13 protein-coding genes are annotated in these 13,937 nt (G+C 71.5%); 1 reads left to right on the top strand and 12 read right to left on the bottom strand.

Going from position 1 to position 13,937, the window contains the following annotated elements; genetic code table 11:
* Positions 1–78: 78 nt before the first annotated feature.
* Positions 79–639, top strand: coding sequence for a DUF3043 domain-containing protein (locus ACLQ21_RS00645; RefSeq protein ID WP_425660438.1), 561 nt, complete (start codon positions 79–81; stop codon positions 637–639).
* Between the two features lie 158 nt (positions 640–797).
* Here the strand turns inward: ACLQ21_RS00645 and ACLQ21_RS00640 are convergent, their stop codons facing one another.
* The 12 genes from ACLQ21_RS00640 to ftsZ form a co-directional block, all read right to left on the bottom strand.
* Positions 798–1,736 (bottom strand): hypothetical protein, encoded by a 939-nt coding sequence (locus ACLQ21_RS00640; RefSeq protein ID WP_425660437.1) that lies wholly within the window; start codon positions 1,734–1,736, stop codon positions 798–800.
* A 286-nt stretch (positions 1,737–2,022) separates the two neighbouring features.
* Entirely contained in the window at positions 2,023–3,045 is a 1,023-nt protein-coding gene (locus ACLQ21_RS00635; RefSeq protein ID WP_425660435.1) for a quinone-dependent dihydroorotate dehydrogenase, read from the bottom strand.
* Complete coding sequence (nrdR, locus tag ACLQ21_RS00630; protein WP_425660433.1) at positions 3,042–3,512, bottom strand: transcriptional regulator NrdR; 471 nt, start codon at positions 3,510–3,512, stop codon at positions 3,042–3,044. The genes ACLQ21_RS00635 and nrdR overlap by 4 nt, the downstream gene beginning before the upstream one ends.
* Positions 3,512–4,822, bottom strand: a complete 1,311-nt coding sequence (gene hisD / locus ACLQ21_RS00625) for a histidinol dehydrogenase (protein ID WP_425660431.1) — start codon at positions 4,820–4,822, stop codon at positions 3,512–3,514. The genes nrdR and hisD overlap by 1 nt, the downstream gene beginning before the upstream one ends.
* Before the next feature lie 394 nt (positions 4,823–5,216).
* Entirely contained in the window at positions 5,217–8,726 is a 3,510-nt protein-coding gene (gene dnaE / locus ACLQ21_RS00620; protein WP_425660429.1) for a DNA polymerase III subunit alpha, read from the bottom strand.
* A gap of 44 nt (positions 8,727–8,770) precedes the next feature.
* The gene (locus ACLQ21_RS00615) at positions 8,771–9,691 is read right to left on the bottom strand and encodes an RluA family pseudouridine synthase (RefSeq protein WP_425660427.1); all 921 of its coding nucleotides are present in this window, start codon (positions 9,689–9,691) and stop codon (positions 8,771–8,773) included.
* Complete coding sequence (gene lspA / locus ACLQ21_RS00610) at positions 9,691–10,323, bottom strand: signal peptidase II (RefSeq protein ID WP_425660425.1); 633 nt, start codon at positions 10,321–10,323, stop codon at positions 9,691–9,693. Before lspA ends, ACLQ21_RS00615 begins: the two co-directional genes overlap by 1 nt.
* An 11-nt stretch (positions 10,324–10,334) precedes the next feature.
* Positions 10,335–11,066: a DivIVA domain-containing protein gene (locus ACLQ21_RS00605; RefSeq protein WP_425660423.1), complete on the bottom strand. Its 732-nt coding sequence runs from the start codon at positions 11,064–11,066 to the stop codon at positions 10,335–10,337.
* A gap of 111 nt (positions 11,067–11,177) precedes the next feature.
* Complete coding sequence (locus tag ACLQ21_RS00600) at positions 11,178–11,480, bottom strand: YggT family protein (RefSeq protein ID WP_425660421.1); 303 nt, start codon at positions 11,478–11,480, stop codon at positions 11,178–11,180.
* A gap of 53 nt (positions 11,481–11,533) precedes the next feature.
* The gene (locus ACLQ21_RS00595) at positions 11,534–12,007 is read right to left on the bottom strand and encodes a cell division protein SepF (RefSeq protein ID WP_425660419.1); all 474 of its coding nucleotides are present in this window, start codon (positions 12,005–12,007) and stop codon (positions 11,534–11,536) included.
* 27 nt (positions 12,008–12,034) lie between these two features.
* Positions 12,035–12,703 carry a YggS family pyridoxal phosphate-dependent enzyme gene (locus tag ACLQ21_RS00590; RefSeq protein ID WP_425660417.1) on the bottom strand — a complete coding sequence of 223 codons (669 nt, stop codon included), beginning with the start codon at positions 12,701–12,703 and terminating at the stop codon, positions 12,035–12,037.
* 5 nt (positions 12,704–12,708) lie between these two features.
* A complete protein-coding gene (gene ftsZ, locus ACLQ21_RS00585; RefSeq protein WP_425660415.1) occupies positions 12,709–13,866 on the bottom strand; it encodes a cell division protein FtsZ in 1,158 nt (385 codons plus the stop codon).
* Positions 13,867–13,937 lie beyond the last annotated feature (71 nt).

The following is a 13,937-nucleotide window of genomic DNA, read 5'->3' as shown; positions in this document are numbered from 1 at the left end:
CGCCGGTGCAGCCGGTGGGGACGCATCCGGCGTCGACGCAACCGCGTCGGCGCGACCGCAAGTCGAGAAGGACCTCACGTGCCGCTCTTCAGCCGCTCCGACGCCAGCAAGGCTCGCCCCGAGCCTCAGCCGGAGGTGCGCCGCACGCCGAAGCAGTCCGAGCAGGTCGCGCGCAACCGCCGCCCGCTCGTGCCCTCCGACCGCAAGGAGGCGCGCAAGCAGTCGGCCGACAAGATGCGCGCCGAGCGCGAGAAGGCCCGCCGCGGCTTCGAGCAGGGCGACGAGAAGTACCTGCCGGCGCGCGACAAGGGGCCGGTGCGCCGCTACGTGCGCGACTTCGTGGACGCGCGGCTCTCGATCGGCACGCTCGCGATGCCGATGATGATCGTCGTGCTCGTGCTGACGTTCCTCAACGACCCGCAGTGGCGACTCATCGCCAACCTCGTGCTGTGGGGCTTCGTCGTCATCGTGGTGCTCGACTCCGTCGTGATGGCGTGGCAGGTGCGCCGCGCGGTGCGTGCGAAGTTCGGCGAGAAGGATGCGAAGGGCCACGGCTGGTACGCGACCATGCGGTCGGTGCAGCTGCCGTTCATGCGCATGCCGAAGCCGCAGACGAAGCTCTTCAAGTACCCGAGCTGACCTCTCCGGACCGGCCCCGAGACCGCGCCGGGCGGAGTGTCGACCTGCGGTCCAAGTGTCGCGGCACTCGAGCGTCTGGCCGACACTCGCGGAACTGACGTGCGAGGGGTGTCGAGTCGTGGCAGGAGTGTCGCGACACTCGTGCCACACGTCGACACTCACGCCGGCGGCTGGCTCCAGCGGCTCCTGAGGATCTCGGCGAGGCGGGCGAGCCACTCGTCTGGACTCGGCACGAAGTCGCGGTCTGTCGCGCGGACCGTCCGCACGCCGACGCGCTCGAACTCGCGGTACTTCTGGATGTCGCGGTCCCATTGCCCCTTCTCGCGGTGGCCGTCGCCCTCGTACTCCTCGACGACGCGCGCCTCGCGGTGCCCGAGGTCGGCGCGGCCCAGCAGCAGCCCTGTCTGCGGGTCCCGCACCTCGACCTGCACCTCCGGCTCCGGCATGCCGGCATCGACGATGAACAGCCGCATGTCGGTCTCGCGCGGCGACTCGACCCGCTCTCGGATTCGGGACAGGGCCGCACGAAGGGCGGCCGCTCCGCTGCGGCCGGCCCGCTGCTCGACCGTCTCCGCGAGCTCGGCGAGCGATGCGAGCGGGCCCGGGACCCGTCGGCCGGGGTAATGCTCAGCCGCAGTCACGATCGCGTCGCCGAGCACGACGAGCTCGTGCACGGTGCAACGCCCGGCCATGAGCGCCCACGCGAGCGGCGCGGGTGCGACCGGCAACCCTCCGACCTCCCACGCGTCGAGTCGCTCCGCCGCGAGCCGCCGCACCCGAACGCCTTCCCGCTCGGGCTTGCCACGACCCTTCAGCGAGACGATCTCGACCGTCGGCTCGCGCGTCAACCGCCACGGCACCGGCAGCCCGAGAACGGCGAGCGCGGAGACCCCTTCGAGGCACTGCCATGGGCGCAGGAGCGGCGCGAATGCGGCGGCGCGCTCGATGAGCGTCTCGGGATCCTTCAGGGTGCGGATGCCGCGGAAGGGCTTGGCGAAGGCGGCGCCGCGCAGCACGCCGCGAGACAGACCTGCATCGACGGCATCCCCGACACGGAATCCGGTGGCAGCGAGCGTCTCGGGCAGCTCCTCGTTCACGCCGGGAGACTGGCACAGCAGGGCCGATCGCGCCGCGAGTTTCCACAGTCCAGCGGGCTCGCGTGCCGCGGGCTGCGCCCGCATCGGACGGCCGCTGCAGTGCGAGCAGCAGGTGTCAGCTCTCCGCCCGAGTGTCGCGATACTCGCTCATCAAGTCGACACGTGCGCGACCTCAGAGCAGCGAGTGTCAGCTATCGGCACGAGTGTCGCGACACCCGGGCACGGAGCCGACACGCCTCTCGGGAGAAGGCGCTCGGCCGTGGGAGCTGCGAGCCGGCGCCGGCGGCTACTTGGGGGCCACGAGGCCGCGGTTGATCTCGCGCGCCCAGCCGGGGCCCCGGTAGACGAAGCCCGTGTAGCCCTGCACGAGGCTCGCGCCGGCGGCGAGCCGCTCGCGCACGTCATCGGCCGTCTCGACGCCGCCGACCGAGACGACATCGACCTCGGCGGGCAGCGCTGCGCGCAGCAGCCGCAGCACCTCGAGCGAGCGCGCCGCGACCGGCGGCCCCGAGAGACCTCCCTGCCCGGCTCGCGCCACCGCATCCGCGTCGCTCTTGAGGCCGTCGCGGCGGATGGTCGTGTTCGTCGCGATGACGCCGGCGAGGCCGAGCCTCGCTGCGAGGCCGGCGATGCCCTCGACCTGCGCGTCGTCGAGATCGGGCGCGATCTTCACGAGCACGGGCACGGCGCCGGCGGCGCCGCGGATGGCGGCGAGCAGCGGCTCGAGGAGGCGCTCGTCCTGCAGCCCCCGGAGGCCAGGCGTGTTCGGTGAGGAGACGTTGACGGCGAGGTAGTCGGCGACCGGCGCGAGGAGCCGCGTCGACGTCAGGTAGTCGCGCTCGACCGCGGCCGCGTCGTCGGCGTCGACGACGCGGCTCTTGCCGATGTTGACGCCGATCACCGGGCGCGACTCGGCCTCGCGGGCGGCCGCGATGCGGTCGGCGGCCGCTGCTGCTCCCCCGTTGTTGAAGCCCATCCGGTTGACGAGCGCGCGGTCGTCGACGAGCCGGAAGAGCCGCGGCTGCGGGTTGCCCGGCTGCGCGAGCGCCGTGAGCGTGCCGACCTCGACGTGGCCGAAGCCCAGCGCGCCGAGCCCCGCGATCATCGTGGCGTCCTTGTCGAAGCCGGCGGCGACACCGAAGGGCGTCGGGAACTCGCGGCCGAGGGCGCGCGTGCGGAGCGCCGCGTCGGTGCGGACGCCGGGTCGCGCGGCGCCGACTGCGCGGATCGCGGCGGCGCCGAGGTGGTGAGCCGCCTCCGGCTCGACGCGCGAGAAGCCGTGCCGGAACAGCAGGTCGTAGGCGCTCACCGGGCGTCCGTCTCGTCGGGCCGCTGGTCCTGGCGGAGCGCCCGGATGGCGTCCTCGAAGTCGTCGAGCGAGTCGAAGGCGTTGTAGACGCTCGCGAAGCGCAGGTACGCGACCTCGTCGAGCTGCCGCAGCGGCGGGAGCACCGCAAGCCCGATCTCGTTGGCGTCGATCTGGCTCGCTCCGGTCGCGCGGATGGTCTCCTCGACCGACTGCGCGACGCCCGCGAGGTCGGCGTCGGTGACGGGCCGGCCGCGCACGGCCTTGCGCACGCCCTCGATGACCTTCTCGCGGCGGAAGGGCTCGAGCACGCCTGAGCGCTTGACGACCGAGAGGCTCGCGGTCTCGGTGGTCGTGAAGCGCCTGCCGCACTCGGTGCACTGGCGCCGGCGACGGATGGAGGTGCCGTCGTCGGTCGTGCGGGAGTCGACGACGCGGGAGTCGGGGTTGCGGCAGAACGGGCAGTGCATCAGCGCTCGCCCCCGAACCGCGCCTCGATGGCCTCGCCATGCGCGGGCAGTCCCTCGGCGGCAGCGAGCGCGGTGACGGCGGCGCGCACGTCGGCGAGCGCATCCCGGTCGTAGCGCACCACCTGCTGCGGGCGCAGGAACGTGGCCGCGCCGAGGCCGGCGACGCGGCGGGCCTGGCCGCCCGTGGGCAGCACGTGGTTCGAGCCGGCGGCGTAGTCGCCGAGGCTCACCGGTGCGTGCGGGCCGACGAAGATGGCGCCGGCGTGGCGGATGCGCGCGAGCAGCGCGTCGTCGTCCGCCGTCAGCAGCTCGAGGTGCTCGGGGGCGTAGGCGTCGCTCACCCGCGCCGCCGCGGTCAGGTCGGCGACGAGCACGATCGCGGACTGCTCCCCCGTGAGCGCCGCCCGCACCCGCTCGGCGGCGGGCGTCTCCACCGCGCGCCGGGCGACGGCCGCATCGACGCGGTCGGCGAGCGCCTCGTCGTCGGTCACGAGCACGGCGCTCGCGAGCTCGTCGTGCTCGGCCTGGCTGACGAGGTCGGCGGCGACGAGCTCCGGGTCGGCGCTCGCGTCAGCGATGACCAGGATCTCGGTGGGTCCCGCCTCGGCGTCGACGCGCACGATGCCCGAGACGGCGCGCTTCGCCGCGGCGACGAACACGTTGCCCGGCCCGGTGACGACGTCGACCGCCTCGAGCCCGATGCCCGGCACCCCGTGCGCGAGCGCACCGATCGCGCCCGCGCCGCCCATCGCGTAGACCTCGTCGACGCCCAGCAGCGCGCACGCGGCGAGAATGGTCGGGTGCGGGAGCCCGCCGTGCTCGGCTTGGGCGGGGCTCGCGACCGCGATGGACGCGACGCCAGCCGCCTGCGCGGCGACGACGTTCATGACCACGCTCGACGGGTAGACGGCCTTGCCGCCCGGCACGTAGAGGCCGACGCGGTCGACCGGCTGCCAGCGCAGCTCGACGACGGCGCCGGGCGCGAGCTCGACGCGCGACGGCGGCGGCACCTGCGCGGCGGAGCCGGTGCGCACGCGGGCGATGGCGGTCTCGAGCGCGGCCCGCACGTCCGGCGCCAGCGCGGTGAGCGCATCCGCGATCGTCTCGGCGGGCACGCGCAGCGCGTCGGGCCGCACCCGGTCGAAGCGCTCGGCCTGCTCGAGCAGCGCCGCCTCGCCCCGCTCGCGCACGTCGCGGATGAGCTCCGCGACCGCCGGCAGCGCCGCCTCGACGTCGACCGCGGGCCGCGGCAGCAGCGCCCGGAGCTCGCGATCGTCGGGCAGGGTGGTGAGGTCGATTCGTCGGAGCACGGGTTCCATCGTATTCGCGCGGCGCCCGCTCCCGCCCCGGAGCGGTCACTCCCGCCCGCGAGTGGTCACTCCCGCGCCTGAGTGGTCACTCCCGCACCTGAGTGGTCACTGCCGCGCCTGAGTGGTCACTCCCGCATCTGAGTGGTCACTTCGGCGCCTGAAAGGTCATTCCCGCACCTGAGGGGTCACAGCCGCAGGTGCGTGGAGCCTCTGGCCACTCACCCGCCGAAGTGACCACTCACCCACCCAAGCGACCACTCACCCACCCAAGTGACCGCTCACCCGCCGAAGTGACCACTCACCCGCGCAAGTGACCACTCACACACCGACGTGACCACTCACCCGCGCAAGTGACCACTCACCTGCCGGGTGCTGGGCGCCGGCCGCGCCGGGGCTACGCGATCGAGGCGGGTCCCAGCAGCGACTTCAGCTCGCCGAACAGGTCGCTCGAGACGCGCACCTGCTGCGGCAGCGCAAACACCCGCTCGACCTCAGGGCGCTCGAGCGCGAGCCGCACGTCGGTCGGTCCGGCGTGCCGCTCGAGCAGGCCGCGCAGCTCGCGCATCGCGGTCATCGACGCGCGGCGCTCGGGGATGCGCAGCTCGAGCGGCCGGGTCTCGTCGACCGGCTGCACATCGGGGGTGTCGATGCTGTTCGCGTGGATGGTGAAGCCGTCATCGCGGGTGCGCACGCGACCCCGCACGACGACCACCTGGTCGGCCTGCAGCGCGTGGCGGAACTCGGTGTAGCTCTTGCCGAGCACCATCACCTCGAGCTCGCCGCCGAAGTCCTCGAGCGCGAAGATGCCGTACGGGTTGCCGGAGTTGCGCGCGACGCGGTGCTGCACGCTCGTCACGAGCCCGGCGAGGATGACGGTGTCGCCGTCCTCCGCCGTCTCGACGAGGTCCTGGATCTGGTGCGTCGCGTGCTTGGCGAGCTCGAGCTCGAGGCCGGCGAGCGGGTGGTCCGAGACGTACAGGCCGAGCATCTCGCGCTCGAACGCGAGCTTGTCCTGCTTGCCCCACTCCGGGCGGTCGGGCACCCGGTCGGCGACGGTGTCGAGGTCGTCGAAGATGTCGCCGAACAGGTCGACCTGGCCGTTCGCCTCGTTGCGCTTGATCGAGACGGCGGCGTCGACCGCATCCTCGTGGATCTCGAGCATGCCGCGACGCGTGGCGCCCAGGGTGTCGAACGCGCCCGACTTGATGAGCGACTCGACGGTGCGCTTGTTGGCGACCCCGAGCGGCACCTTCTTCAGGAAGTCGTGGAACGAGACATACGCGCCCTCGCGCTTGCGGGCCGCGATGATGCCCTCGACGACACCCTCGCCGACGTTGCGCACGGCGCCGAGGCCGAAGCGGATGTCGTCGCCGACGGCCGTGAAGTACAGGGTCGACTCGTTGACGTCGGGCGGCAGCACCGTGATGCCCATGCGCCGGCACTCCGACAGGTAGATCGCCATCTTGTCCTTGGAGTCGCCGACGCTCGTCAGCAGCGCCGCCATGTACTCGGCCGGGTAGCGCGCCTTCAAGTAGGCGGTCCAGTAGGAGATGACGCCGTACGCGGCGGAGTGCGCCTTGTTGAAGGCGTAGTCCGAGAAGGGCAGGAGGACGTCCCAGAGCGCCTTGACCGCGTCGGCGGAGTACCCGCGCTCGCGCATGCCGCCGGAGAAGGCCTCGAACTGCTTGTCGAGCTCTGCCTTCTTCTTCTTGCCCATCGCGCGCCGCAGGATGTCGGCCTGGCCGAGCGTGTAGCCGGCGACCTTCTGCGCGACCGCCATCACCTGCTCCTGATAGATGATGAGGCCGTAGCTCTCGCCCAGGATCTCGGCGAGCGGCTCCTCGAGCTCTGGGTGGATCGGCGTGATCGGCTGCTGGCCGTTCTTGCGGAGCGCGTAGTTGGTGTGCGAGTCGGCGCCCATGGGGCCGGGGCGGTAGAGCGCGATGACGGCCGAGATGTCGCCGAACGAGTCGGGCTTCATGAGCCGCAGCAGCGAGCGCAGCGGACCGCCGTCGAGTTGGAAGACGCCGAGCGTGTCGCCTCGCTGCAGCAGCTCGTACGCGGCGCGGTCGTCGAGCGGCAGGGTCTCGAGGTCGATTTCCTCGCCGCGGTTCGCCCGGATGTTGTCGAGCGCGTCCGACACGATCGTGAGGTTGCGAAGCCCCAGGAAGTCCATCTTGATGAGGCCGAGCGACTCGCACGCCGGGTAGTCGAACTGCGTGATGATGGCGCCGTCCTGCTCGCGCTTCATCACCGGGATGATGTCGATGAGCGGGTCGGACGACATGATCACGCCCGCGGCGTGCACGCCCCACTGGCGCTTGAGGTTCTCGAGGCCGCGAGCGGTCTCGAAGACGGTCTTCGCCTCGGCGTCGGTCTCGATGAGCGCGCGGAGGTCGCCGGCCTCCTTGTAGCGCTCGTGCTTCTCGTCGAAGATGCCCGAGAGCGGGATGTCCTTGCCCATCACCGCGGGCGGCATCGCCTTCGTGAGCTTCTCGCCCATGCCGAACGGGAAGCCGAGCACGCGGGACGCGTCCTTGAGCGCCTGCTTCGACTTGATCGTGCCGTAGGTGACGATCTGCGCGACGCGCTCGGTGCCGTACTTCTCGGTCACGTAGCGGATGACCTCGGGGCGGCGGCGGTCGTCGAAGTCGATGTCGAAGTCGGGCATCGAGACGCGGTCGGGGTTGAGGAAGCGCTCGAAGATCAGGCCGTGCTCGAGCGGGTCGAGGTCGGTGATGCGCATGGCGTACGCCGCCATCGAGCCGGCGCCCGAGCCGCGACCGGGGCCGACGCGGATGCCGTTGTCCTTGGCCCAGTTGATGAAGTCGGCGACCACGAGGAAGTAGCCGGGGAAGCCCATCTTCGAGATGACGTCCATCTCGTACGCCGCCTGCCGGTGCACCTTCTCGGGCACGCCGCCCGGGTAGCGGCGCTCGAGCCCGACGGCGACCTCGTGCCGGAACCAGGTGTCCTCGGTGTGGCCCTCCGGCACCGGGTAGCGGGGCATGTAGTTCGCCTGCTCGTCGAACTCGACCGAGCAGCGCTCGGCGATGAGCAGCGTGTTGTCGCAGGCCTCCGGCAGGTCGCGGAACAGGTGCCGCATCTCGGCGGCCGACTTCACGTAGTAGCCGCCGCCCTCGAGCTTGAAGCGGTTCGGGTCGTCCATCGTCGAGCCGGACTGCACGCACAGCAGCGCCTCGTGGCTCTTCGCGTCGTCGGCGTGCGTGTAGTGCAGGTCGTTCGTCGCGAGCAGCGGCAGGTCGAGGCGGCGACCGATCTCGAGCAGGTCCTCGCGCACCCGCTTCTCGATCTCGAGGCCGTGGTCCATGATCTCGAGGAAGTAGTTCTGCGGGCCGAACAGGTCGCGGTAGGAGGCGGCCGCCTCGATGGCGGCGTCGAACTGCCCGAGCCGCAGCCTCGTCTGCACCTCGCCCGAGGGGCAGCCGGTGGTGGCGATGAGGCCGCTCGAGTGGCGCTCGAGCAGCTCGCGGTCCATGCGCGGCTTGAAGTAGAAGCCCTCCATCGAGGCGTACGACGAGAGCCGGAAGAGGTTCTTCAGGCCATCGTTGTTCTCGGCCAGCAGCGTCATGTGGGTGTACGCGCCGCTGCCCGAGACGTCGTCCCCGGGCGACGCATCCTGCCCGCCCCACTTGACGCGCGTCTTGTCGGAGCGGTGCGTGCCGGGCGTGATGTACGCCTCGGTGCCGATGATCGGCTTGACGCCCTGCGACCGCGCGGCCTTCCAGAACTCGTACGCGCCGAAGACGTTGCCGTGGTCGGTCATCGCGACCGCCGGCATCTTCTGCTCCTCGACCGCCCGCATCAGCTCGTTGATGCGGGCTGCGCCGTCGAGCATCGAGTACTCGGTGTGGACGTGGAGGTGCGCGAAGGAGTCTGCCATGGCCCTTCGATCCTACGGGCGACCGCCCACCCGCCGGGCCGTGGTCAGTCCTCTCGGAGCTGCTCGAGCGCCGCCGCGAGGTCCGCCGGGTAGCTCGACTCGAAGGTCACCCGCTCCCCCGTGCCCGGGTGGCGGAAGCCGAGCCGCATGGCGTGCAGCCACTGGCGCGAGAGGCCGAGCCGCGCGGCGACGGTGGGGTCGGCGCCGTACATCGTGTCGCCGAGGCACGGATGCCGCCTGGCGGCCATGTGCACCCGGATCTGGTGGGTGCGGCCCGTCTCGAGCTCGATCTCGAGCAGGCTGCCGCCGCGGAACGCCTCGATCGTCTCGTAGTGCGTGATCGCGTGCTTGCCGCTCGACACGACGGCGAAGCGCCACTCGCTGCTCGGGTGCCGGCCGATCGGCGCGTCGATGGTGCCGACGAGCGGATCGGGGTGCCCCTGCACGGCGGCGTGGTAGATCTTCTCGACCTCGCGGTCGTGGAAGGCGGCCTTGAGCGACGAGTACGCGCGCTCGCTCTTGGCGACGACCATCAGCCCGCTCGTGCCGGCGTCGAGCCGGTGCACGACGCCCTGCCGCTCCGCGGCGCCCGAGGCGGCGACCTGGAAGCCGGCCGCGGCAAGCGCGCCGACCACCGTGGGGCCCTGCCAGCCGACGCTCGGGTGGGCGGCGACGCCCGCGGGCTTGTCGACCACGACGATGTCGTCGTCGTCGTGGATGATGCCGAGGTCGGCGACCGGCGTCGGCTCGAGCCTCGGCTCCTCCCGCGGCCGCCAGGTGAGGTCGAGCCAGGCGTCGGCGCGCAGCCGGTCGGACTTGCCGAGCACCGTGCCGTCCTGCACGGCGCCGCCGTCGTCGAGCATCGTCACGACCGCGGTGCGGGACAGGCCGAGCAGCTTGGCGAGCCCGGCGTCGGCGCGCGTGCCGTCGAGCCCGGGAGGCACCTGCAGGAAGCGCGACTCCATCAGGCGCGGTCGCCGGGTCGGTCGCCGGGTCGGTCGTCCGGGTCGAGCGGCTGCGTCGCGTCGTGGTCGACCTCGACCGCGCGCTCGCGCTTCGGCTCGTCGGTGTGGCGCACGCCGTCGAGGCCGATGTTCAGCAGCACGAGCAGCACGACGCCGATCATCGACGAGACGATGAAGATGTCGGCGATGTTGAAGATCGCCGGGAAGCCCCAGACCTGGATGAAGTCGATCACGTGACCGACGAAGAAGCCGGGCTCGCGCGTGAGGCGGTCGGTGAGGTTGCCGAGCGTGCCGCCCAGCAGCCCGCCGAACGCGGCAGCCCAGAGGCGGGAGCGGATGCTCCGCAGCTGCGTGACGATGAAGATCACGACGGCGGCGGCGAGGATCGTGAAGATCCAGGTCGAGCCGGCGGCGAGCGAGAAGGCGGCTCCGGGGTTGCGCACGAAGTGCCACTGGAGCAGCTCGCCGAGCACGGGACGCTGCTCGCCCTCGGCGAGGTTGGCGATGACCCACTCCTTCGAGAGCAGGTCGGCGAGCCACACGACGACGGCGGTCCCGAGGACGAGCCCCAGCATGCGCCAGGTCGACCTCGGGACCGCCGTGCGGTCGTCAGCAGTGCTGTCGTCAGTCACCGAGTGCGCGCTCAGCTCCCGCCCTGGCCGCCGAAGGCGAGCGAGGACGAGCGGTCGAGGTCGCGCAGCTGGCTCTCGATGTAGCCGCGCAGCTTGAGGCGGTAGTCGCGCTCGAAGCTCTTGAGCTCGTCGATCTTCTGCTCGAGGCTGACCTTCTGCTGCTCGAGCTTGGCCTTCTTGTCGTCGTACTCCTGCTCGAGCGCGGTCCTGCGCTGCTCGGCGTCGTCCTCGATCTGCTGCGCGGTGGCCTGGGCGGCGGCGATGAGCTCGTCGCGGCGCGACTCGCCCGCGGCGACGTGCTCGTCGTGCAGGCGCGTGGCCAGGGCGATCAGGCCGTTGGCCTCGCCGTTCGCTGCGGGAGCTGCCGGCTGCTCGGCGGGCGCCTGCGCCTGCTGCGGCTCGGCGACCGGGGCAGCCTGGGCCTGGCGAGCCTCGGCCTCGGCGAGCTGCTGCTGGAGCCGCTCGTTCTCTGCGCGGAGCTCGTCGAGCGCCGCGGTGTCCACGGTCTGCACCGTCTCGACGCTCTGCACGGCGTCGGGCTGCGCCTCGACGGGCACGGCGACCGCGCCGCCCTGCTTCAGCTGCTCGTTCTCGGCACGGAGCGCGTCGTTCTCCTCGGTGAGTCGACGGAGCTCCGTCACCACCTCGTCGAGGAAGTCATCGACCTCGTCCTGGTCGTAGCCGTCGCGGAAGCGCGTCGTCTCGAAGCGCTTGTGGACGACGTCGTCAGGAGTCAGTGCCATGGCATGCCTTTCTTGCTCGACTGCGGCCCCCATCGGGCCTGCAGCGCAGATTCACCGTACCCGTGACGGTCGGTGCTCTCGATCCTAGCCCGAGGGCCGAGGGCGCCCGGGTCACGCGAAGCGGAACGGGCTCACGATCGCGATGAGGAGGATCAGCGCGAGCATGAGCACGAGCATCGCGAGATCCAGCGCGACGCCGCCGATGCGCACGGGCTTCACGAAGCGGCGCACGAAGCGCAGCGGCGGGTCGGTGACGCGGAGCAGCCACACCGACAGCACGAGCCAGAAGCCCGCTGGCTTCCAGTCGCGCCGCAGCTGCCGCACGAGGTCGAGGATGATCCGCGCCCACAGCACGTAGAGCGCGAGGTTCGCGGCGGCGTAGACCAGCCACGCGAGGATCGAGACGATCGGCACGGTGTTGATGGAGACGGTGGTGACGGAGGAGGCGGAGACGGGCGGCTCGCCCCTCAGTGGGCGAAGACGGCCGAGTCCGTGTCCTCGTCGACCGAACGGCCGCCGGAGACGGCGATGTGCTCGGGCGTCAGCAGGTAGACCTTCGTCGTCACGCGCTCGATGCGACCCTCGAGGCCCTGCGTCAGGCCGGCCGAGAAGTCGATGAGGCGGCGGGCGTCGCCGTCGGTCATCTGCGAGAGGTTAATGATCACGGGGGTCCCGTCGCGGAACGCCTCCGCGATCGGCTTGGCGTCCTTGTACTGGCGCGGGTGCACCGTGAGGATCTCGCTCATGTCGCTCACCTTCTGCGCCGGACGGAGCTTGGTGACCGGCGCGCGGCGCGGCTCCTCGACCCGCTCCCGCGGCTGTGGGGCACGGTCGTGCCGGTCCTGCTCTTCTGTCCGCTCGACAGGGCGGACCTCCTGGGTCAGCTCGTCCTCTTCGGCGAAGCCGAAGTAGATCGCAGCTTTCTTCAGTGCGTTGCTCATGGGATCCTCCTCGTGGCTGGGTTCACGCTATCCGCCGGCTGGGCGGTTTCCCGTGATTGCCGTGCCGATTCTCAGGTGTGTCGCGCCGTGCTCCAGGGCCTCGCGCCAGTCGGCGCTCATGCCCGCGGAGATCCAGTCGGCGGCGGGGTCGATGGTGCGCACGCGCTCGGCGTGGCGGGCGAGGCGCTCGAAGGCGCGGCCGGGCTCCTCGCCGAAGGGCGCGACGGCCATGACGCCCCGGAGTCGCAGCGCGGGCGAGGCCGCGACGCGCTCGGCGAGCGCCTGCAGCTCCGCGGGGGCGATCCCGCCGCGGCCCGGGTCGTCGGTGAGGTTCACCTGCACGAGCGCATCCCGCACCGGGCGCTCGTCGTCACCGCCCTCGAGCGCGTCGACGAGCTCGAGCGAGTCGATCGAGTGCAGCACGTCGGCGTAGCGTGCGATCTGCCTGGCCTTGTTGCGCTGCAGCTGGCCGACGAAGTGCCAGGTGAGGCCCAGGTCGGCGAGCTCCGCCGCCTTGTCGCGCGACTCCGGGTGACGGCTCTCGCCGAAGTCGCGCTGACCGGCAGCGGCGAGCTCGCGGACGAGCGACGCCGGATGCCGCTTCGTCACCACGATGAGCGTCACGCCGCGCGCCCGGCGCGCGTCCTCGAGCTCGTCGAGGAACGCGGCCAGGCGCGTGGCGGGGGCGTCCGTCATGCGGATCAGCGCAGGAAGTCGGGGAGGAACTCGTCCTCCTCCTCGTCCACCTGCGTAAGCGGCTGCACCGGCCCGGTGAGGTGGTCCGCGACCGGCGGCGCCGGCATCGGACGGCGGTCGATCTCCGGCTCGGCGGCAGCGGAGCTCATGGGCCGGAGGCCCATCTCGGTGCGAGCGGCCGTGCGGATGACGGAGTCGTCCTCCTTGGCCACCGGTCCAGGACCGTCGAAGCCGGCGGCGATGACGGTGACGCGCACCTCGTCGCCGAGGGTGTCGTCGATCACCGTGCCGAAGATGATGTTGGCCTCGGGGTGGACGGCCTCCTGCACGAGCTTCGCCGCGTCGTAGGTCTCGTGGATGCCGAGGTTGCTGCCGGCCTGGATCGACAGCAGCACGCCGTGCGCGCCGTCGATCTTCGCCTCGAGCAGCGGGCTCGCGACCGCGAGCTCCGCGGCCTTGATGGCACGGTCGGCGCCGCGCGACGAGCCGATGCCCATGAGCGCGCTGCCCGCGCCTTGCATGACGCTCTTGACGTCGGCGAAGTCGACGTTGATGAGGCCCGGCGTGGTGATGAGGTCGGTGATGCCCTGGACGCCCGCGAGCAGCACCTGGTCGGCGGTCTCGAAGGCCTCGACCATGGAGATGCCCATGTCGCTGATCTCGAGCAGCCGGTCGTTCGGCACGACGATGAGCGTGTCGACCTCGTTCTTGAGCGCCTCGACGCCCGTCTCGGCCTGCTGGCGGCGCCGGTTGCCCTCGAACGAGAACGGCTTGGTCACGACGCCGACGGTGAGCGCACCGAGGCTCTTGGCGATGCGCGCCACGACGGGTGCGCCGCCGGTGCCCGTGCCGCCTCCCTCTCCCGCGGTGACGAAGACCATGTCGGCGCCGGCGAGCGCCTCCTCGATCTCCTCCGCGTGGTCCTCAGCGGCGCGGCGACCCACCTCGGGGTCCGCGCCCGCGCCGAGGCCCTTGGTGAGCTCGCGGCCGACGTCGAGCTTGACGTCGGCGTCGCTGAGCAGCAGCGCCTGCGCATCGGTGTTGATGGCGATGAACTCGACCCCTCGCAGGCCGAGATCGATCATGCGGTTCACGGCGTTCACGCCGCCGCCGCCCACGCCGACCACCTTGATGACGGCGAGGTAGTTGTTGTTGGAAGTCACGGTTCCGGCCCCTCGATCGAACTCTCAACCTCAAGTTGAAGTTTAGAGAATTCCTCACTTCATGCTGACGA

The sequence above is a fragment of the Agrococcus sp. DT81.2 genome, from assembly GCF_049844935.1.
In the GTDB taxonomy this organism is placed as follows: domain Bacteria; phylum Actinomycetota; class Actinomycetes; order Actinomycetales; family Microbacteriaceae; genus Agrococcus.
Note: the sequence above shows the minus strand (reverse complement) of the source record. Positions and strands in the feature narration are given on the sequence as shown.